The organism is Streptomyces sp. NPDC036815, assembly GCF_055609205.1.
Genome location: NZ_JBVJPW010000005.1, coordinates 33984 through 53879 on the forward strand (window position 1 = coordinate 33984; position 19896 = coordinate 53879).

The window sequence follows — 19896 nt, forward strand, 5'->3', positions numbered from 1 at the left end:
CCAGTGGTCAGCGGTGCTGGTCTGCTCGCGGCCCGCGCGGCAGCAGGCGTACGAGGGGGCAGCACAGCAGGGTGACTCCCGCGACCACGACGAGGCTGACCGTCATGGCGTGCGCCGGGCCGCCGTCCAGGGTCGTGAAGAAGACGGTGGTGACCGTGGCCGCGCCGATGGCGTTGGCGAGCTGCTGCACCGCGCTCAGTGAACCGCTCGCGCTGCCCGCCTCCTCGGGGGCGATGTCGCCGATCGTGACGTCGTAGACGGTGCCGAAGCAGGTACCCATGCCGATGCCGATGACGAGCAGGGGCGCGGCGAGCGCCCACGTCCGGATGTCCGTACCGGAGACGGCGGTCAGGGCGAGCAGGCCGCCGGTGCCGGTGAGCGTGATCAGCAGGCCCGCGAGGACGAGGGTGCGGCCGTACGTGCCGATGAGGCGGTAGCAGGCGATCGACGCGGCGACGATGCCCGCGGAGAGCGGGAGCAGGCCGAGGGCGGTGCCGGAGGGGGAGAGGCCGAGGCCGCGCTGCAGGTGCAGCGAGATGACGTAGAGCAGCCCGGAGACGGCGGCGAAGAAGACGATGCCGAGGGCCAGGCCCGAGGTGAACCCGCGGTTGCGCAGCAACGAGGGCTGGATCAGCGGGTTTTCGGCCACGGTCTGGCGGCGGCAGAAGAGCGCGAAGGCGAGGAGTCCGGCGCCGACGAGGAGGGCGGGGGTGGCGGTCCAGCCGTAGTCCGAGCCCCGGATGAGGCCGGAGAGCAGCCCGAGCATGGCGGCGCCGAGGAGCACGGAGCCGAGGCCGTCGATGGCGGTGCGGGGGTCGCCGGAGTCCTTCGGGAGGAGGCGGACGGCGGCGAGGAGGGCGGCGCCGCCGAGTACGAGGTTGATCAGGAACATGGGGCGCCAGCCGAGGCCGCCGAGGTCGGCGTCGATGAGGAACCCGGCGAGGACGGGGCCGCCGACGGCGGAGAGCCCCATGACGGGGCCGAAGAGCCCGAACGCCCTGCCGATGTGTTCGCGGGGCCAGGTGGCGCCGAGGATGCCGAACCCCTGCGGGATGACGAGGGCGCCGAACGCGCCCTGGACGAGGCGGGCGGCGACGAGGGTCGCGGGGGTGGGGGCGAGGCCGCAGGCGAGCGAGGCGAGCGTGAAGCCGGTGAGACCGAGCAGGAAGAGGCGCCGCCGCCCGTACTTGTCCCCGAGTCGGCCGCCGACGACGAGGAGGACGCCGAGGGCCAGCGCGTAGGAGGCGCCGAGCCACTGGACGAGGGCGGGGCCGGCGCCGAGGTCCTCGGTGATGGCGGGGGCGGCGATGTTGGTGACGGTGGCGTCGACGAGGTCGAGGACGTCGGCGGCCAGGACGACGGCGAGGACGGCCCAGCGTTTTCGGGGGGTGAGGGGTGGGGTGTGCCGGGTTGTGCTCGGTGGCTGGGCGGTGGCGGTGGTGGCAGTGGCGGTGGGGTCGGTGTTCGGTGGCACGGGGGTCCTTCGGACGGGTTGGGCGGGGTGGACGGGTTGGACGGGTTGGGCGGTGCAGGGGATATTGCTGTGTGGCGCATAATCTGCGTGGCGCAGGTAAATGTGCGGGAAGGGCCCGAGGGCTGTCAAGGCGATATGGGGGTCGGGGTGAGCCCCTGCACCGGGCCGGGGGGACTCCGTGCCGGGCTGGGCGGGCGCCTGCGCGGGACCGGGCGGGCCGCTGCGTCCGTGCCGGGCTGGCCCCTGCGTCGGGCGAGCTTTTGCACGCCGGACGGGCGGACCTTGCCCTGGGCGGGCAGGCCTTCGCCCCGGGCGGATGGGCCCGTGCGCCGGGCGGGCAGTCTCTTGCCCCGAGCGGGCCCCTGCGCCGGGCGGGTAGACCTCTGCACCGGCGGGCGGGCCCCTGTGTCCGGGGCTGGCGAGCCCCTTCGGTGGGTGGGCTCCTCCGCGGCCTGGCGGCCCCCTCCTCCGGCCGGGCAGGCCCCCGCGTCGAGTCGCGCGGCGCTCGCCCCAGCGTGCTCGGGCTCAGCTCAAGGCGACCCGCCAGTCATTGCAGGGGTGCCAATTGCCCTTCGGGTACTCGATGTTCGCCTCCCCGCGCAGCGTGAACCCCGCCTTGCGGCAGACCGCGTTGGACGCGCCGTGGTCCGTCGCGGGAAACGCGTGCAGGGCGGGGTGGCGCCCCGCCGCCCGCGCCTCCGCGATCACCAGCCGCGCCGCGCCCGCGGCGACGCCCCTGCCCTGGAACTCGGGGAGCACGCCCCAGCCGGTCTCCCAGACGGTCTCGCCCTGCCAGACCGTCTCCCAGTACCCGATCGAGCCGGCCGTCTCGCCGTCCAGCGTGATGCGGAACATCCGGCCCTTGCCGACGAGCCCCAGGTAGCGGCGGTGGCGGTCCGCCACCTTCTCGTGCGTCTCGGGGCCGCCCAAGTGTGCCGTCATGGCAGGGGTGTTGAGGCGCAGGAGCAGGGCGAGCCCGCCCTCGTCCACCCACGGTTCGAGCCGCATCTCCGGTGCCTGTGATCGCTCCATTCCCCCACGGTAGGGGGAGGGTCTGACAACGCCCCTGCCCTCAGCGCGGCCCGTACGCGGTCGGCGCGGTGCGGCCGCGTCCGGCCTGGGGGGAACCATGGGGGGGGATCGTAGGCCCGCCAAGAGGAACTCGGACTTCTCGGCCACGCCCGACCACGTCGGCGAGGGCGACGACTGGCGTGAGCGTTTTGTCGCGGAGGCGGAGAAGCTCGTCCGCGCCTGGAGCGAGCCCGGCGCCGACGAGGGCACGACCGGGGCGATGGGCATGCCCGCCGAGACGGTCGCCCGGATGGCGCTGCTCGACCTGACCGTGCACGCCTGGGACCTGGCCCGCGCCACGGGGCAGGAGTACCGGCCGGACGCCGGGAGCGCCGTGGTGGTCGCGCGGCTGCGTGAGACGGTCGACGGACTCGGCCCCACCGCACGGAAGATGGGCGTCTTCGGCGACCCGGCGACGGCGCCCGAGGGCGCCTCCGACTTCGAGCTGCTGCTCGCTCGGACAGGACGCGACCCGCGCTGGAGCCGCGACTGAGGCGCGCGCCCGCAGGGGGCCGGGAGGAGCGGGGGAGCGGAGGCTCAGGGCCAGACCAGGCAGTACGCCTGATGGCCCGCGTCATGCAGGCGGTGGCTGAAGTCCTGCCACTCGTGCAGGAGTTGGTACACGTTGAAGGCGTCGCGGGGGCCGCCGCGGTCCGGGACGGTGGACCAGATGAAGGCCGCGGCGCCCACCGACTCCTCGCCGACGCCGCGCAGCGGGTCGACGACGGTCATGGGGAGCTTCACCACGGCGTAGTCGGGGTGGAGGACGACCAGTTCCAGCGGGGGGACCTTGTGCAGGGGTATGCCCTCGATGCCGGTGAGGACCATCGCGGCCATCGTCTCCGGCTTGATCTTGGTGAACATGCCGCCCATGCCGAGCTCATCGCCGCCGAGCTCCTCGGGTCGCATCGAGATGGGCACGCGGGCGGCGGTCGCACCGTCCGGGGCGCCGAAGTACTTGTACGTCACCCCGACCCCGCCACTCCTGCTGGTCACCCGGTCCCTCCGGGACTCGCCGGATCCGTCGAGCGCCCGGTCGGGCGCCTGCGCCGCCGGTTCCGCTGCCGCCTCGCGTCGGTGCTTGCCCCGCCGGGCACGCCGCGGGCCCAGGCCGTCGGTCCCCTCGCCCAGTCCGCCACCGCGATGCATATCTCCACCCGACTGCTTTGCCAGGGCGGCACGGCCCTGTCTTTTCTAGGCCTCGCGGCCCCCGCCACGCAACCCGATCATCGTGTCAGTGACCTCCCCCACGTTCACCCGCTAAAACGTGGAGTGAAACACCTGTCCGCAGGATGTCCGCGCCCTCTGACACCATGGCTCGTGTGAGCTTCCCGTATAGCGCCCCAGTTTCGCAGACTCTTTTCGACCGTGCGGCGGCCGTGACGCCCGGCGGTGTGAACTCTCCCGTGCGCGCGTTCCGCGCTGTGGGCGGTACGCCCCGTTTCATGGTGTCCGGTACCGGTCCGTACCTGACTGATGCCGACGGCCGCGAGTACGTCGACCTCGTGTGTTCGTGGGGTCCGATGATCCTCGGGCACTCCCACCCCGAGGTGATCGCCGCCGTGCAGGAGGCCGTCTCGCGCGGCACCTCCTTCGGTACGCCGGGCGAGGGCGAGGTCGCGCTCGCCGAGGAGATCGTCGACCGCATCGACCCCGTCGAGCAGGTGCGGCTCGTCTCCAGCGGCACCGAGGCGACCATGTCCGCCATCCGTCTGGCGCGCGGCTTCACCGGCCGCGCCAAGGTGATCAAGTTCGCCGGGTGCTACCACGGGCACGTCGACGCGCTGCTCGCCTCGGCGGGTTCGGGCGTGGCGACCTTCGGGCTGCCCGACACCCCCGGCGTCACCGGTGCCCAGGCGGGCGACACCATCGTCGTGCCGTACAACGACATCGAGGCCGTGCACGAGGCCTTCCACAAGTACCCCGGTGAGATCGCGTGCGTCATCACCGAGGCGTCGCCGGGCAACATGGGCGTGGTGCCGCCGCGGCCCGGCTTCAACGAGGGCCTCAAGACCGCCTGCGCCAAGAACGGCGCCCTCTACATCTCCGACGAGGTGATGACCGGCTTCCGTACGTCGAAGGCCGGCTGGTACGGCGTCGACGGCGTGCGCCCCGACCTGATGACCTTCGGCAAGGTCATGGGCGGCGGATTCCCCGCGGCGGCCTTCGGCGGCCGCGCCGACGTCATGGCGCACCTCGCCCCGGCGGGCCCCGTCTACCAGGCGGGCACGCTGTCCGGCAACCCCGTCGCGACCGCCGCGGGCATCGCCCAGCTGCGGCTCCTGGACGACGCGGCGTACGAGAAGGTGGACGCCGTCTCCGCGCGGCTGCGCGGGCTGGTGACCGAGGCGCTCACCAAGGAGGGCGTCGCCCACCGGGTGCAGAACGCGTCGAACATGTTCTCCGTCTTCTTCACCGACCGCGAGGTGCGCGACTACGAGGGCGCGAAGGCGCAGGAGTCCTTCCGCTTCACCGCGTTCTTCCACTCGATGCTGTCGCAGGGCGTCTACCTGCCGCCGTCGGCCTTCGAGTCCTGGTTCGTGTCCACCGCCCACGACGAGCAGGCCGTCGAGCGCGTCGCCGCCGCCCTGCCGGCTGCCGCGCGCGCGGCCGCGGAAGCGACGGAGGCCACCGCATGAGCGGCACCGCAGCGGGCGACGAGCTGACCGTCGTCCACCTGATGCGCCACGGTGAGGTGCACAACCCCGACGGGATCCTGTACGGGCGGCTGCCCGACTACCACCTGTCCGAGCTGGGCCGCCAGATGGCCGACCGCGTCGCCGAGCACCTGGCCCGGCGCGACGTCACGCACGTCGTGGCCTCGCCGCTGGACCGCGCGCAGGAGACGGCCACGCCGATCGCCAAGGTGCACGGCCTCGACCTCGCCACCGACGGGCGGCTCATCGAGGCGGGCAACGTCTTCGAGGGCAAGACCTTCGGGGTGGGCGACGGCGCGCTGAAGAACCCGGACAACTGGAAGCACCTCGTCAACCCCTTCAAGCCGTCCTGGGGCGAGCCGTACATCGAGCAGGTCGTACGGATGATGGGCGCCCTGGACGCGGCGAAGGACGCGGCCCGCGGGCACGAGGCGGTGTGCGTGAGCCACCAGCTGCCGATCTGGATCGTGCGCAGCTTCGTGGAGAAGCGGCGGCTGTGGCACGACCCGCGCAAGCGGCAGTGCACGCTGGCGTCGCTGACGTCGTTCACCTATCGCGGCGACAAGATCGTTTCGGTGGGTTACAGCGAGCCCGCCCGGGATCTCGTGCCCGCACATCTCCTCGCCGGCGCCAAGCCCGTGAAGGGCAGGAATAAGGGCAACGGCAAGGCATTCGGGGCCTGATAAAACGGCCCGTGATCGACCGCGTGTAATCGCGCGGCAACTGTATGTCCCTTCTCGGTAAATCCGCACAATTTAATGCGGCTTGCCGGAACCTCGAAGTTCGTCGCGCCCTCTAACTGGTCGTCCCTCTTGCTTGGCACCTACAGCGAGAACGGATCCAGGGGCGCGACGAATGGGGATGGGAATGCGCGACATCAGCCGCAGGGGAATGCTCGGAGTCGGGGCCGGCGCGGCCGCCGCTTTCGGGCTCGCAGCATGCGGCTCGGGCGGCGGCGATTCGTCCGGGCCCGCCGGAAAGGCCGGCGACGGCCAGGGCGGTGCCGCGAAGCGCCCGGCCAAGCCGATCGGTGACGGGTCGACCGCTTACACCGGTAAGCAGCCTCGTCAGCCGGGCAAGCCGGTACCGCTGCAGCCCGGTGAGACGCCCCCGCAGTTCGTGATCTTCTCCTGGGACGGTGCGGGCGAGGTCGGGAACGGACTGTTCCCGCGTTTCCTCAAGCTCGCCGAGGAACACGACGCACGCATGACGTTCTTCCTCTCCGGGCTTTATCTGCTGCCCGAATCGAAGAAGCGTATGTACCGGCCGCCGAACAACGCGGTCGGCGCGTCCGACATCGGTTATCTCACCGACGGTCACATCAAGGACACGCTGAAGTACGTACGGCAGGCATGGCTCGAGGGCCATGAAATCGGCACGCACTTCAACGGGCACTTCTGCTCGGGCACCGGAACGGTGGGCAACTGGACGTCCGCGCAATGGCAGGACGAGATCGACCAGGCCAAGTCCTTTGTGAAGAAGTGGCGCACCAACACGGGTTGGACCGATCTGCCGTCGCTGCCCTTCGACTACGACAAGGAACTCGTCGGCGGCCGCACGCCCTGTCTGCTCGGCCAGGACAATCTGCTGCCGACGGCGAAGAAGCTCGGCTGGCGCTACGACGCGTCCTCGCCCGGCGGCCGCCAGAAGTGGCCGCAGAAGAAGATGGGCGTCTGGGACCTGCCGCTGCAGGCCATGCCCTTCCCCGGGCACTCCTTCGAGGTCCTGTCGATGGACTACAACATCCTCGCCAACCAGTCGAAGAACTCCACGAAGGCGCCGCCGGCCAACTACCCGGGCTGGCGCAAGCAGGCCACCGAGGCCTACATAGCCGGGTTCAAGCGCGCCTACGAGAGCAACCGTGCGCCGTTCTTCATCGGCAACCACTTCGAGGAGTGGAACGGCGGCATCTACATGGATGCCGTCGAGGAGGCCCTGAAGCACATCGCCGGGAAGAAGGACGTACGCCTCGTCTCCTTCCGTCAGTTCGTCGACTGGCTCGACGTGCAGGACCCCAAGGTCCTCGCCAAGCTCCAGGGGCTGGAGGTCGGCCAGCAGCCGGCCGGCGGCTGGAAGAACCTGCGCTGACCGAAGCGCGGCACGCGCGTGGCCCCCTCCGACACGTCGGAGGGGGCCACGCGCGCGTCCGGAGGGGGCCGTACGCCCGTCTGAAGAGCGTGTTTCCGGAGTTGTTCCGCGAGGGGAGGGGGTGCGGAAGATCCCCGATTCGGACATGCGAAACTTTTCACATGAGTGTTGCCTGCCGTGCCCCACACCGCACCGATAGCAGCAGTCGACGCCGCAGCCGTGCTGCCCTGCTCACCGCAGGACTCTCGGTCGTCGCGCTGGCGCTGTCCGCCTGCAGCTCCGGCGGCACGTCGGGTGGTTCCGGAAACACCAACTTCATCGCCGGTTCCGACGGCATCGCCACCGTCAAGAAGGGCGACCGCAAGGCGGCCCCCTCGCTCGACGGGGAGACCCTCGACGGCAAGAACCTGAACATCGCCGAGGACTACAAGGGCAAGGTCGTCGTCCTCAACGTCTGGGGCTCCTGGTGCGCGCCGTGCCGGCTCGAGGCGCCGCACTTCGTCAAGGTCGCCGAGGACACCAAGGCCAAGGGCGTCGAGTTCGTCGGGATCAACACCCGCGACCCGCAGCGCGGCCCCGCGATCCAGTTCGAGAAGCAGCACGGCATTCCCTACCCGAGCCTGCACGACCCGATGGGCAAGCTGATGCTCCGCTTCCCCAAGGGCTCGCTCAACCCGAACTTCATCCCCTCCACGCTCGTCATCGACCGGGACGGGAAGATCGCGGCCCGCTCGCAGCAGCCGCTGAACGAAGAGAAGCTGCGGAAGATGATCGACCCCGTGCTCGCGGAGAAGTGATGTCGACGCTCGCGGCCATCAGCGGCCCGAACCAGACCGTGATGAGCGGGGCGCTCCTGCTGGCGCTGCCCATCGCTCTGCTCGGCGGTCTCGTCTCCTTCTTCTCGCCGTGCGTGCTGCCGCTCGTGCCGGGCTACCTGTCGTACGTCACCGGGGTCAGCGGCCAGGACATGGCCGAGGCCAAGCGGGGCCGGATGGTCGCGGGCTCCGGGCTCTTCGTGCTCGGCTTCACCGTCGTCTTCGTCTCCTACGGCGCGCTGTTCGGCGAGTTCGGGCGGACCCTGCAGGAGAACCAGAGCATCGTCACTCGGGTGCTCGGTGGGGTGATGATCGTGCTCGGGTTCTTCTTCATGGGACTCATGCCCAAGGTCTCCCAGCGGGAGTTCCGTTTTCACAAGAAGCCCGCCGTCGGCCTCGCGGGCGCCCCGATACTGGGCGCCCTGTTCGCCGTCGGCTGGGCGCCCTGCGTCGGTCCGACGCTCGCTGCCGTCAGCGTGCTCTCCCTCGACCAGGCGAGCGCGGGGCGCGGTGCGCTGCTGAGCGTCGCGTACTGTCTGGGACTCGGTGTCCCGTTCATCCTCGCGGCCGTCGCCTTCCGCAAGGCGCTCGGCGCCTTCGGCTGGGTGAAGCGGCACTACGTCTGGGTGATGCGCATCGGCGGCATCATGATGATCGCGACCGGGCTGCTCCTCGTCACCGGCGTGTGGGACAGCATCGTGCAACAGATGCAGGTCTGGTCGAGCGGCTACACGGTGGGGATCTGAATCCATGAGCAAGACCGAAGCTCCCGAAGGCACGACCGAGGCCCGCGAGGAGAACGACCTCGGTGCCGCCGGTGCCAAGCTCTCGACCGCCCCGCAGGAACGGGACGAGCCGCCCAACATGCCGCGCCTCGGCGTCATCGGCTGGGCCCGCTGGTTCTGGCGGCAGCTGACCTCGATGCGGGTCGCCCTGATCCTGCTCCTGCTCCTCTCGCTCGGCGCGATCCCCGGCTCGCTGATCCCGCAGAACAACGTCGACGAGCTCAAGGTCCAGGACTTCATGGACCGGCACACCACGCTCGGCCCGCTCTACGACAAGCTGCAGCTCTTCGACGTCTACAGCTCCGTGTGGTTCTCCGCGATCTACATCCTGCTCTTCGTCTCCCTCATCGGCTGCATCGTGCCCCGCACCTGGCAGTTCGTCGGCCAGCTGCGCGGCCGCCCGCCGGGCGCCCCCAAGAAGCTGACCCGGCTGCCCGCGTACACGACGTGGCGCACCGACGCCGAGCCCGAGCAGGTGCACGAGGCCGCGCTCGCGATGCTCAAGCAGCGCCGCTTCCGCGCACACACCGCGGGCTCCGGCGCGGGCGCGTCGGTCGCCGCCGAGAAGGGGTACCTGCGCGAGGCCGGCAACCTGATGTTCCACATCGCGCTGATCGTGATGCTGATCGCGTTCGCCGCCGGGCAGCTCCTCAAGTCCGAGGGCGGCAAGCTGGTCATGGAGGGCGACGGCTTCTCCAACACCCTCAGCCAGTACGACGACTTCAAGTCCGGCAGCCTCTTCGACACCGGGAACCTGGAGCCGTTCAGCTTCCGGCTCGACAAGTTCGTCGGCACGTACGAGAAGTCGGGCCCCAACCGCGGCACCGCCCGCACCTACCGCGCCGACGTCAGCTACAGCGAAGGCCCCGACGGCGCTGAGAAGAAGAAGTCCATCGAGGTCAACAAGCCGCTCGAGGTCGACGGCTCGAAGGTCTACCTCATCGGCCACGGCTTCGCGCCCGCCGTCACCGTCCGCGACGGCAAGGGCAAGGTCGTCTACCAGGCGTCCGTGCCGGTGCTGCCCATCGACCAGAACGGCACGGCCACCGGCGCCATCAAGGTCATGGACGGCTACCGCGACAAGAACGGCAAGGCGGAGCAGCTCGGGTTCAACGCCTTCTTCGTGCCGACCTTCGCGGGGGTGGGCAAGGGCCAGATGTTCTCGCAGTTCCCCGCCGCCGACTACCCGGTGCTCGCGCTGTCCGCGTACCACGGCAGCCTGGGCGTCGACGCGGGCATCCCGCAGAACGTGTACCAGCTGGACACCCGCAAGATGACGAAGTTCAAGGGCGCCGACGGTGAGTTGTTCAAGCAGCGGCTGCGCCCCGGCGAGACCATGAAGCTTCCGAACGGCGCCGGGTCGATCACCTTCGAGAAGGACCTCAAGGAGTGGGCGACCTTCCAGATCTCCCAGCAGCCCGGCACCGGCTGGGCGCTCGGCGGCGCGATCGCCGCCGTCGCCGGTCTCGCGGGGTCGCTGTTCATCCAGCGCCGCCGCGTATGGGTACGGGCGGTGCGGGGCGCCGACGGCGTCACCGTCGTCGAGATGGCGGGCCTCGGCCGCAGCGAGTCCGCCAAGGTGCCCGAAGAGCTCTCCCAGCTCGCCGCTCAGCTGCACGACCGGGCGCCGACGGCGCCCCAGCCAGACCCGGACGAGGAAGCCTCCTCCGACTCCGACCCCGATGTCGTACCTGCCGAAGGGGCTGAGAAGTGAATCTCGCCGCCACCCTGGCCGCCGAGCCCAACGAGAACCTCGCGCACATCAGCAACGTGCTGATCTACTCCGCGATGGCCGTCTACCTCCTGGCCTTCTTCGCGCACATGGCGGAGTGGCTCTTCGGCAGCCGCAGCAAGGTCGCCCGCACCGCGGCCGCGCTCACGCCGAGCAAGACCGCCGCGGCCGCCGCGCCCGTCGTCACCGCCAAGGCCGCGGGCGGCACCGCCACCCTGGAGCGGCCCAAGGTCGTCACCCGGTCCGTGGCCGGCACCCGGGACGTCCCCGACGGGCCCGGTGCCGCCGCGGGCGACGAGAAGGGCGACCTCTACGGCCGCATCGCCGTGTCGCTCACCGTCCTCGCGTTCCTGCTCGAGTTCGGCGGTGTGCTCACCCGCGCGCTGTCCGTGCAGCGGGCGCCGTGGGGCAACATGTACGAGTTCAGCATCACCTTCTCCACCGTCGCCGTCGCCGTGTACCTGGTGCTGATGGCGCTGAGGAAGAACATCGCCTGGCTCGGCCTCCCGCTGGTCACGACGGTCCTGCTCGACCTCGGTCTCGCCGTCACCGTCCTGTACACCTCCAGCGACCAGCTGGTCCCCGCCCTGCACTCGTACTGGCTGTGGATCCACGTCTCCACCGCGATCTTCTGCGGCGCCGTCTTCTACGTCGGCGGCGTCGGCACGCTGCTCTACCTCTTCCGGGACAGCTACGAGACGAAGCTGGCGACCGGCGGGCAGCCCGGCAGGTTCGCCACGTCGGTCCTGGAGCGGCTGCCCTCGGCGGCCTCGCTCGACAAGTTCTCGTACCGCCTGAACGCCGCGATCTTCCCGCTCTGGACGTTCACGATCATCGCGGGCGCGATCTGGGCGGGCGACGCGTGGGGTCGCTACTGGGGCTGGGACCCCAAGGAGGTCTGGTCCTTCATCACGTGGGTCGCCTACGCCGGCTACCTGCACGCCCGCGCCACGGCCGGCTGGAAGGGCCGCAAGGCCGCCTACCTGGCCCTGATCGCCTTCGGCTGCTGGCTGTTCAACTACTACGGCGTGAACATCTTCGTCACCGGCAAGCACTCGTACGCCGGGGTCTGACCCCCGCGCACCGCCGCTCAAGGCCGGTTCCCGTGACCCAAGTCACGGGAACCGGCCTTTGCCGTACGGACAGTCAGGAGGTGTGGAGACGCATCAGGAGGAGCTCGCGCGACAGCGGGCGCGGCGGGAGGGCCAACAGGCTCTGCGCGCCCGCATCAGGGGCGGGGACGAGCGGGCGTTCGGCGAGCTCTTCGACGCGTACGCGCGCTCGGTCTACAACCACGCCTATCGCCTCACCGGCGACTGGGCACAGGCCGAGGACGTCGTCTCCCTGACCTTCCTCGACGCGTGGCGGCTGCGCGGCAGGATCGACGAGGAAGGCGGTTCGCTGCGGCCCTGGCTGCTCGGCGTCGCCACGAACGTCACCCGCAACACGCGCCGGGCGGCGCGCAGGCACGCGGCCGCCGTCGCCCGGCTGCCGCGGGAGGAGACCGTCGGCGACTTCGCGGACGAGCTCGCCGGGCGCATCGACGACAGGGCGCAGCTCGACCTCGTCCGCACGGCACTGGCCACGCTGCGCCGGGCCGAACGCGAGGTGCTCGCGCTGTGCGTGTGGTCAGGGCTCGAGTACGCCGCTGCCGCCGCCGCGCTCGGCATACCCGTCGGCACGGTGCGCTCCCGCCTCTCCCGGGCCCGGGCGAAACTCGCGAAAGCCCTGGAACCCCCCGAGGGGAGCGGACAGCCGAGAGAGGACCGCACCACCGCGGTCAGGCCCGTCAGGGAGGGAGACCGATGAACGAATTCTCCGAACGAGACCTTCCGCCGGGCCGTCATCGCCTGCTCAGGGAGCATCTGTTGACCGAGATACGGCAGCACGGAAAGGCGGCGTCCGCGCCGCGGCGGAACGCCAGGATCTGGTTCCGGCCCGCGTTCGTCGCGGGCGCGGTGGCCGCGGTCGTCGCGGCGGGCGTGCTGGTCGCCTCGCCGTTCGGCGACCGGGCGGCGCAGGCGGAGCCGCCGTCGAAGGAGACGGTGCGGATGCTGGAGGAGATCGCCGCGGCGGCGAAGGCGCAGCCCGCGCCCAAGGGGATCCGGGACGACCAGTACGTGTACATCAGGAGCAAGGGCGCCCATATGGCGGGCGGTGACGACGGGCCGATGAAGCTCGAACCCGTCCGGTCCCGCGAGTACTGGCTCTCGGTGGACGGCAAGCACGACGAGATGCTGAACGAGCCCGAAGGCGGCTTCCGGAACGAGATCGTGGAGCAGGAGGGGCCGCCCCTGCCGTCGGACACCAACTACCGCAACCTGGAGAAGCTGCCGACCGACCCGGTCAACATGCTCGACTGGCTCCACGCCGAGGCCGACGGCGACACCACCGCCGACCAGGCCGCATTCGTTCTCGTCGGCGATCTCTCCTACGAGTCGCTGATGCCGCCGAAGCAGGCGGCCGCGCTCTACCTCGCCGCTTCCAGGATCCCCGGCGTCAGGCTGATCGGCGACGCGGTCGATGCCGAAGGACGGCACGGCGTCGCCATCGCGCGGGAGGACCAGGGTGAGCGGCAGGAGCTGATCTTCGACCGGAGGACCAAGCGGTTCCTCGGCGAACGGGAGGTCGCGGTGGAGGACCTGCCGTACGGCCCGAAGAAGGGCGACGTCCTCGCACACACCGCCATCCTGGAGCGCGGTGTCGTCGACAGATTGGGCATACGCCCCTAGGGGCATACGCGGCCACGGGCCGGGCTACTCCACGGTGATCGCGTCCAGTTGGGCCCGCAGGTACACGTGCGAGTCCACGCCCCGGACGTCCGTGCCCGGGTCGCACTCGTAGAAGTACACGAGCGACATCAGCTCCTCGGCGGGCAGGTCGGCCGGCGGCGGCAGCACGCGGTGGCGGCCGGACTGCCAGCGGCCGCCGGTCCAACGTGCCATCAGGTCGCCGATGTTGACCGTGAAGGCCGCCGGGTCGAACGGCGCGTCCTGCCAGCCGTCCTCGTCCGTGAAGACCTGGAGTCCGCCCCGGCCCGCCTCCCGGTCGAGGACCGTCACCGTGCCGAAGTCGGTGTGCGGGCCGATGCGGAACTGGCCCGGCTCCGGCTCGCCCGTCCTCTCCCGGCCCGGGTACCAGTTGATGTTGAAGCCCCAGGTGGGGTGGCCGGTGTGGCGGGTGAAGAAGTCCGCCTCCTCGCCGAGCGCCACGCCGAGGAGTTCGAGGAGGCGGTCCGAGAGCGAGCGCATCTGCCGCAGATACGTCGTCACCAGGCCCCGCAGCTCGGGCGCCTCCCGCGGCCAGGTGTTCGCCGCGAACCACTGCGCGTCGACGGCCGCGTCACCGGTCGGCTCGTCGGCGGCGAAGGACAGCGACTCCTTGAGGTCCGGGGGAGCGGCCGTGCCCTCCGCGTAGCTGTTGGCCTCGGCGCCGGGGCCGAGCCAGCCGCGCCCGCCGACCTTCACCGCGTACGGCCGCTTCGCCCGCTCGGGCAGGTGGAAGAAGTCCCGGGCCGATGAGCGGATCGCCGTGCGCAGCGCCGGGTCGACGCCGTGCCCGGTCACCAGGAGGAACCCGGCCGTGCGCAGGGCCTCGTCGACGGTCCGTGCCGTTCGCGCGCGGGCCTCGGGGTCGCCGGAAAGCCACGGCCGCAGGTCGACCGTCGGAATGCGGGATGCGCTGCTCATGCCTGCCATCGTGCCCACGCGAGGCTCCCGTCAGGCCTCATCGACAGGGCCGATGGACCCATCGGGAGGACGCCCCACTGGCGCGTGGACCAGCACATATGTCCGCTCGTACGTTCCTTCCATGACCTCAAGGAACGCCCTGGAGAACCGGGGCACAGCCCAGCTCACCGCCGCCATGGTGCTCTCCGGCACCCTCGGCGTCTTCGTCGTCGAGTCCGGCGCGAGCGCCTTCGACGTCGTCTTCTTCCGCGTCCTGTTCGGCGCCCTCGCCCTCGGCGCGTACGCCTTCGCCCGCGGCTACTTCCGCGGCCACGGCCTCACCCGCAAGAAGCTCGGACTCGCCGCGCTCGGCGGCGTGTTCATCGTCTTCAACTGGGTGTTCCTCTTCAAGGCGTACGAGGCCACCTCGATCTCCCTGGCCACCGTCGTCTACCACACGCAGCCGTTCTTCCTCGTGCTGCTGAGCGCCCTCGTCCTGCGTGAGCGCCTCGCCCGCTCCCAACTCGGCTGGCTGGCCGTCGCGTTCGCGGGCCTCCTGCTGGTGTCGGGGGTGCGGCCGGGCGACGCGGGCTCCCTCGCGGGCATCGGCCTCGCGCTCCTGGCCGCCGTCCTCTACGCCCTCTCCACGCTCGTGACCAAGCGCGTCACCGGCGTCCGTCCGCACCTGATCGCCCTCGTCCAGGTCGTCGTCGGCATCCCGCTCCTGCTGCCCTTCACCGACTTCGGCGCGATGAGCGGCACCGGCACGGGATGGGCCTGGCTCGCCGGACTCGGCGTGATCCACACCGGCCTGATGTACGTCCTGATGTACGCGGCGTACGCGAAGCTGCCCACCGCCAAGATCGCCGTGCTCGCCTTCACCTACCCGGCGGTCGCGATGATCGCGGACTGGGCGGTCTACGGCCACCACATCGGGCTCGTCCAGGCGCTCGGCGTCCCGCTGATCGTCCTCGCCAGCCTGAAGGTCACGCTGGCCCGGACGGCGGGCCCTGCTCCCGCACGAGCCGCACGGCCTGCTCCACGAACAGCCGCACCTGCGGCGGCAGACGCTTCCCCGACCGCCACGCGAGCTGCGTCCACAGCGTGAACGGCGGCTCCCACGCGAGGCGCACGAGCGTGCCCGCCGCCAGCTCCCGCGCCACGGTCACGGCGGGCAGCAGGGCCACGCCGAGCCCGCCCGCCACCCCCTGCTTCGTCGCCTCGATGGTGCCGAACTCCATGAACGGCGGCGGCGCCCCGGTCCGCGTGCGCAGCTCGTCCTCGAAGAGGTCCCGGTAGGGGCAGCCGGGCTCGGTGCCGACGAGCTGCGCCGACGCCAGGTCCGCCGTGCTCAGCTCCCGCGCGCCGCCCGCAGCCAGCGGATGGGCCGGGGCGCAGACCAGGACCAGCGGCTCCTCGGCGAGGACCTCGGTCTCCAGGCCCTGGTGCGCGGTCTCGGGCTCCATCAGGAAGCCCACGTCGTACGTGCCCTGCCGCAGCGCCCGCCGGGTCTCGTCGCCGAGCGTGGGGCGCAGCGTGAGCCGCACCTTCGGATAGCGGTGGTGGAAGAGTTCGAGGAGCGGCGGCAGCTGGTAGGAGGTCAGGGACTCCATCGTGCCGACCGCGATCGTGCCGGACGGCTCATCGGCGCCGACGACCGCGGCCCGTGCCTCGTCGGCGAGTTCGATGATCTGCCGGGCGTAGGGGAGCAGCCGCTCGCCCGCCTCCGTGAGCCTTATCCGGCTGCCGAGCCGGTCGAAGAGTTCGGTGCCGAGGGAGGTCTCCAGGGCGCGGATCTGGCTGGTCACGCTGGACTGCGCGTACTTCAGCTCGGCGGCGGCCCGGGTGAAGCTGAGGACGGTGGCGACCTTCTCGAAGGTCGCCAGCAGCCGTATCTCCATCGGCCGTCAGCCCTCGTCGCCCTGGTCCCGCCGCTTCTTGTCCGGGTCCTCGTCCCGCAGGGACTTCAGGAACTCGGGGTTGTCGTCGGGCGCCACCCAGCGCGTGCTGCCCCCGCGGCCCCGCCCGCCGATGCCGCCGCCCGCGCCGGGCGCGTGGCGCACCTTGCCGGTGACGAACCAGGCGATCGGGCCGAGCAGGACCTCTCCGAAGAGCAGCACGATGATGACCCACACCACCTTGGGGAGGTGCCTGACCTCTTTCTCCGGGGTGTTCAGGACATCGATGAAGGCATAGATCCACACCGCCAGGACCAGCAGGAACGGCAGATACCTGAGCATGGTGGCGCGATCCCCCAAGCGGTGGCGGCGAGGAGCGTGCGAGCCCCCGGTGACGGGGCCAGGGTAGCCGGTGCCGGATACTGGAACGCATGGCTTACGACGATCTTCGCTCCCTGCTCCGGGCACTGGACCGCGAGGGCGATCTCAAGCGCATCAAGGCCGAGGTCGACCCGTACCTGGAGGTCGGCGAGATCACCGACCGCGTCCAGAAGGCGGGCGGGCCCGCGCTCCTCTTCGAGAACGTCAACGGCTCCTCGATGCCCCTGGCCATGAACGTGTACGGGACGGACCGCCGCCTCCTGAAGGCGCTCGGCCTGACGTCGTACAACGAGATCAGCGACAAGATCGGCGGCCTGCTCAAGCCGGAGCTGCCGCAGGGCTTCGTCGGGGTGCGCGAGGCTTTCGGGAAGCTCGGCGCGATGACGCACGTGCCGCCGAAGAAGGTGAAGTCGGACAGCGCCCCCGTGCAGGAGGTCGTCCTCACCGGCGACGACGTCGACCTGGAGCAGCTGCCCGCGCTCTTCACCTGGCCCGAGGACGGCGGCTCCTTCTTCAACCTGGGCCTGACCCACACCAAGGACCCCGACACGGGCGTGCGCAACCTCGGCCTGTACCGGCTCCAGCGCCACGACAAGCGCACCATCGGCATGCACTGGCAGATCCACAAGGACAGCCGCAACCACTACCAGGTGGCCGCCCGCAGGGGCGAGAAGCTGCCGGTCGCGATCGCCTTCGGCTGTCCGCCCGCCGTGACGTACGCCTCCACGGCGCCGCTGCCCGGTGACATGGACGAGTACATGCTGGCCGGGTTCATCCAGGGCAAGCGCGTGGAGATGGTCGACTGCAAGACGGTCCCGCTCCAGGTCCCGGCGCACGCCGAGGTCGTCATCGAGGGCTGGCTGGAGCCGGGCGAGATGCTGCCCGAGGGTCCCTTCGGCGACCACACCGGCTTCTACACGCCGCAGGAGGACTTCCCCGCGCTGAAGATCGACTGCGTGACGATGCGGAGGCGCCCGCTGCTCCAGTCGATCGTGGTCGGCCGCCCGCCGACGGAGGACGGCCCCCTCGGCCGCGCCACCGAGCGCTTCTTCCTGCCCCTCCTGAAGGTGATCGTCCCGGACATCGTGGACTACCACCTGCCGGAGTCGGGCGGCTTCCACAACTGCGCGATCGTCTCGATCGACAAGAAGTACCCGAAGCACGCGCAGAAGGTCATGCACGCCATCTGGGGCGCCCACATGATGTCGCTGACCAAGCTGATCGTGGTCGTGGACAAGGACTGCGACGTGCACAACCTGCACGAGGTGTCCTGGCGCGCGCTCGGCAACACGGACTACGCGCGCGACCTGACGGTGGCCGAAGGCCCCGTCGACCACCTCGACCACGCCTCCTACCAGCAGTTCTGGGGCGGCAAGGCAGGCATCGACGCGACGAAGAAGCTGCCCGAGGAGGGCTACACCCGGGACGGGGGCTGGCCGAACATGGTCGAGTCCGACCCGGAGACGGCGGCGAAGGTCGACCGTCGCTGGAAGGAGTACGGACTCTCGTGAGTTCAGCATCAGCCGCGCTCCCGCAGCCGGGGCGCACCAAGGCATTCCTGCGCCTGGTCATGATCGAGCACTCGGTCTTCGCGCTGCCCTTCGCCTACATCGCCGCGCTGACGGCGATGTTCCGGCTGGACGGGAACATCCACTGGGGGCGGCTGCTCCTGGTCACCGTCTGCATGGTGGGCCTGCGGACCTTCGCTATGGCCGCGAACCGGATCATCGACCGCGAGATCGACGCCCGCAACCCGAGGACCGCGCACCGCGAACTGGTCACGGGCGCGGTCTCGGTGAAGTCCGCGTGGACCGGCGCGCTGATCGCGCTCGTGGTGTTCCTCGCCTCGGCCGCGCTGCTCAACCCGCTCTGCCTGGCGCTCGCGCCCGTCGCGGTGATCCCGATGGTGGTCTATCCGTACGGCAAGCGGTTCACGAACTTCCCGCAGGCGATCCTCGGCCTGGCCCAGGCGATGGGCCCGGTCGGCGCCTGGATCGCGGTCACCGGCGAGTGGTCGGGCCAGGCGGTCGTCCTCGGCCTCGCGGTCGGCGTCTGGATCGGCGGCTTCGACCTGATCTACGCCTGCCAGGACGTGGAGACCGACCGCGAGGTCGGCGTGAAGTCGGTGCCCGCGCGCTTCGGCATCCCCGCCGCCATCCGGGGCGCCCGCTGCTGTCACCTGGTGACCACGGCGCTCCTCGTCTGGTACGCGGCGTCCACCGACGCGGGCGGGTTCTTCTGGCTCGGTCTCGCGGTCGTCGCGGGTGCCTTCGTCTACGAGCACTGGATCGTGCGGCCGCACGACCTGTCCCGGCTGAACCGCGCCTTCTTCCAGGTGAACGGTTTCATCGGGATCGCCCTGTTCGCGTGCGCGCTGCTCGACCTGCTCGTACGCGGCCTCACCGTCTGAAACACCGCCGGATAGGCTTCACAGCGTGAACCCAGGAGATACAGAGCGTAGGCCTTGGATCGTGGGGGTGTCGGGCGCCTCGGGCACTCCGTACGCCGCCGCGGTCCTGCGGGCTCTGCTGACGGCGGGCGAGAGCGTGGACCTCGTGGTCTCGCGTGCCTCGCGGCTGACGCTGCTCGACGAGACGGGCATCGCGTTCCGGGACGCGCACTGGCGGGACGACCTGCGGCAGTGGCTGGGGCGCGGCGCGGACGGCAAGCCGGGCGTGTTCGACGCCGATGTGTCGGACGTGCGGTACTGGGCCGCCGGTGACCTGGCGGCGGGCCCTTCCTCGGGTTCGTACGCGACGAAGGGGATGCTGATCGTGCCGGCGTCCACGGCGTGCGTCGCCGGGGTGGCGCTCGGACTGTCGAAGGATCTGCTGCAGCGGTCGGCGAGCGTGACGCTCAAGGAAGGCCGACGGCTCGTGGTCTGCGTGCGCGAGACACCGCTGAACGGGCAGACGCTGAAGCACTTGGTGAGCCTGGACGAGGCGGGCGCGATCGTGCTGCCCGCCTCTCCGGCGTTCTACGCGGGGGCGACGCACATCCAGGATCTGGTGGACTTCGTCGCCGGGCGGGTGCTGGACGCGGCGCGGGTGCCGCATCGGCTGTACCGCCGGTGGGAGGGCGAGCTCGGCTCCGGATCCGGAGGTGGCTCTCGCTCCCGGGAGGGTTAGCGCTTCTTGGCGGACAGCTTCCTGCGGAGGCCGCCCTTTCGCGCGGAGGTGGGCTGGTGGGCACGCGAGCGGTTGGCCAGGTCCTGAAGCTCGCGCATCCGGGCGTAGGCCATCTCGATCGAGTACACGGTGACTCACTCCTGAAGGATCGTCGTTGATCGGCTGAGATTGAGAAAGATTCACAGGGGCTAGACCCTGT

20 protein-coding genes and 1 pseudogene are annotated in these 19896 nt (G+C 70.7%); 14 read left to right on the top strand and 7 right to left on the bottom strand.

Annotated elements, in window-relative coordinates; translation table 11 throughout:
• Nucleotides 1–7: 7 nt before the first annotated feature.
• Complete coding sequence (locus tag ACZ69I_RS13180; protein ID WP_470832114.1) at nt 8–1474, bottom strand: MFS transporter; 1467 nt, start codon at nt 1472–1474, stop codon at nt 8–10.
• A gap of 525 nt (nt 1475–1999) precedes the next feature.
• A complete protein-coding gene (locus tag ACZ69I_RS13185; RefSeq protein ID WP_470832116.1) occupies nt 2000–2506 on the bottom strand; it encodes a GNAT family N-acetyltransferase in 507 nt (168 codons plus the stop codon).
• Between the two features lie 97 nt (nt 2507–2603).
• On the opposite strand from ACZ69I_RS13185, the gene ACZ69I_RS13190 reads away from it, so the two are divergent.
• A complete protein-coding gene (locus ACZ69I_RS13190) occupies nt 2604–3038 on the top strand; it encodes a TIGR03086 family metal-binding protein (protein WP_470832118.1) in 435 nt (144 codons plus the stop codon).
• Between the two features lie 44 nt (nt 3039–3082).
• Here the strand turns inward: ACZ69I_RS13190 and ACZ69I_RS13195 are convergent, their stop codons facing one another.
• Nucleotides 3083–3694, bottom strand: a complete 612-nt coding sequence (locus ACZ69I_RS13195; protein ID WP_467682656.1) for a hypothetical protein — start codon at nt 3692–3694, stop codon at nt 3083–3085.
• A gap of 164 nt (nt 3695–3858) precedes the next feature.
• On the opposite strand from ACZ69I_RS13195, the gene hemL reads away from it, so the two are divergent.
• The 9 genes from hemL (at nt 3859) to ACZ69I_RS13240 (ending at nt 13354) form a co-directional block, all read left to right on the top strand.
• Nucleotides 3859–5184, top strand: coding sequence for a glutamate-1-semialdehyde 2,1-aminomutase (hemL, locus tag ACZ69I_RS13200; protein ID WP_470832120.1), 1326 nt, complete (start codon nt 3859–3861; stop codon nt 5182–5184).
• Nucleotides 5181–5885, top strand: a complete 705-nt coding sequence (locus tag ACZ69I_RS13205) for a histidine phosphatase family protein (RefSeq protein WP_467682658.1) — start codon at nt 5181–5183, stop codon at nt 5883–5885. The genes hemL and ACZ69I_RS13205 overlap by 4 nt, the downstream gene beginning before the upstream one ends.
• A 184-nt stretch (nt 5886–6069) precedes the next feature.
• Entirely contained in the window at nt 6070–7290 is a 1221-nt protein-coding gene (locus ACZ69I_RS13210) for a polysaccharide deacetylase family protein (protein WP_470832121.1), read from the top strand.
• A gap of 161 nt (nt 7291–7451) precedes the next feature.
• The gene (locus ACZ69I_RS13215; RefSeq protein WP_470832123.1) at nt 7452–8087 is read left to right on the top strand and encodes a TlpA family protein disulfide reductase; all 636 of its coding nucleotides are present in this window, start codon (nt 7452–7454) and stop codon (nt 8085–8087) included.
• Complete coding sequence (locus tag ACZ69I_RS13220; RefSeq protein ID WP_469250238.1) at nt 8087–8851, top strand: cytochrome c biogenesis CcdA family protein; 765 nt, start codon at nt 8087–8089, stop codon at nt 8849–8851. Before ACZ69I_RS13215 ends, ACZ69I_RS13220 begins: the two co-directional genes overlap by 1 nt.
• Nucleotides 8852–8855: 4 nt before the next feature.
• On the top strand, nt 8856–10604 hold the full coding sequence (resB, locus tag ACZ69I_RS13225) for a cytochrome c biogenesis protein ResB (RefSeq protein WP_467682662.1): 1749 nt from the start codon (nt 8856–8858) through the stop codon (nt 10602–10604).
• Complete coding sequence (ccsB, locus tag ACZ69I_RS13230; RefSeq protein ID WP_467682663.1) at nt 10601–11695, top strand: c-type cytochrome biogenesis protein CcsB; 1095 nt, start codon at nt 10601–10603, stop codon at nt 11693–11695. Before resB ends, ccsB begins: the two co-directional genes overlap by 4 nt.
• A gap of 82 nt (nt 11696–11777) precedes the next feature.
• On the top strand, nt 11778–12431 hold the full coding sequence (locus ACZ69I_RS13235; RefSeq protein ID WP_470832125.1) for an RNA polymerase sigma factor: 654 nt from the start codon (nt 11778–11780) through the stop codon (nt 12429–12431).
• Nucleotides 12428–13354, top strand: coding sequence for a CU044_5270 family protein (locus tag ACZ69I_RS13240; RefSeq protein ID WP_470832127.1), 927 nt, complete (start codon nt 12428–12430; stop codon nt 13352–13354). The genes ACZ69I_RS13235 and ACZ69I_RS13240 overlap by 4 nt, the downstream gene beginning before the upstream one ends.
• A 24-nt stretch (nt 13355–13378) precedes the next feature.
• Here ACZ69I_RS13240 and ACZ69I_RS13245 read toward each other — a convergent pair whose 3' ends face one another.
• Nucleotides 13379–14311: an isopenicillin N synthase family dioxygenase gene (locus ACZ69I_RS13245; protein WP_470832129.1), complete on the bottom strand. Its 933-nt coding sequence runs from the start codon at nt 14309–14311 to the stop codon at nt 13379–13381.
• A gap of 121 nt (nt 14312–14432) precedes the next feature.
• Here ACZ69I_RS13245 and ACZ69I_RS13250 point away from each other — a divergent pair, with 121 nt between their 5' ends.
• Entirely contained in the window at nt 14433–15398 is a 966-nt protein-coding gene (locus ACZ69I_RS13250; protein WP_470832130.1) for a DMT family transporter, read from the top strand.
• On the opposite strand, the pseudogene ACZ69I_RS13255 reads toward ACZ69I_RS13250, so the two are convergent.
• Nucleotides 15298–16191: pseudogene (locus ACZ69I_RS13255) on the bottom strand (LysR family transcriptional regulator); the annotation flags it as partial. The gene ACZ69I_RS13250 and the pseudogene ACZ69I_RS13255 overlap by 101 nt on opposite strands.
• 6 nt (nt 16192–16197) lie before the next feature.
• A complete protein-coding gene (locus tag ACZ69I_RS13260; protein WP_389715019.1) occupies nt 16198–16530 on the bottom strand; it encodes a PLD nuclease N-terminal domain-containing protein in 333 nt (110 codons plus the stop codon).
• Between the two features lie 89 nt (nt 16531–16619).
• Here ACZ69I_RS13260 and ACZ69I_RS13265 point away from each other — a divergent pair, with 89 nt between their 5' ends.
• From ACZ69I_RS13265 to ACZ69I_RS13275, 3 genes are read left to right on the top strand one after another with little or no spacing between them, the layout of a single operon-like run.
• Nucleotides 16620–18080 (top strand): menaquinone biosynthesis decarboxylase, encoded by a 1461-nt coding sequence (locus ACZ69I_RS13265; protein WP_470832131.1) that lies wholly within the window; start codon nt 16620–16622, stop codon nt 18078–18080.
• Entirely contained in the window at nt 18077–18979 is a 903-nt protein-coding gene (gene mqnP, locus ACZ69I_RS13270) for a menaquinone biosynthesis prenyltransferase MqnP (protein ID WP_467670687.1), read from the top strand. Before ACZ69I_RS13265 ends, mqnP begins: the two co-directional genes overlap by 4 nt.
• 25 nt (nt 18980–19004) lie before the next feature.
• On the top strand, nt 19005–19697 hold the full coding sequence (locus ACZ69I_RS13275) for a UbiX family flavin prenyltransferase (RefSeq protein WP_467670685.1): 693 nt from the start codon (nt 19005–19007) through the stop codon (nt 19695–19697).
• Here ACZ69I_RS13275 and ACZ69I_RS13280 read toward each other — a convergent pair.
• Nucleotides 19694–19825 (bottom strand): hypothetical protein, encoded by a 132-nt coding sequence (locus ACZ69I_RS13280; RefSeq protein ID WP_467670887.1) that lies wholly within the window; start codon nt 19823–19825, stop codon nt 19694–19696. The two genes, ACZ69I_RS13275 and ACZ69I_RS13280, sit on opposite strands and share 4 nt — an antisense overlap.
• Nucleotides 19826–19896: the final 71 nt, after the last annotated feature.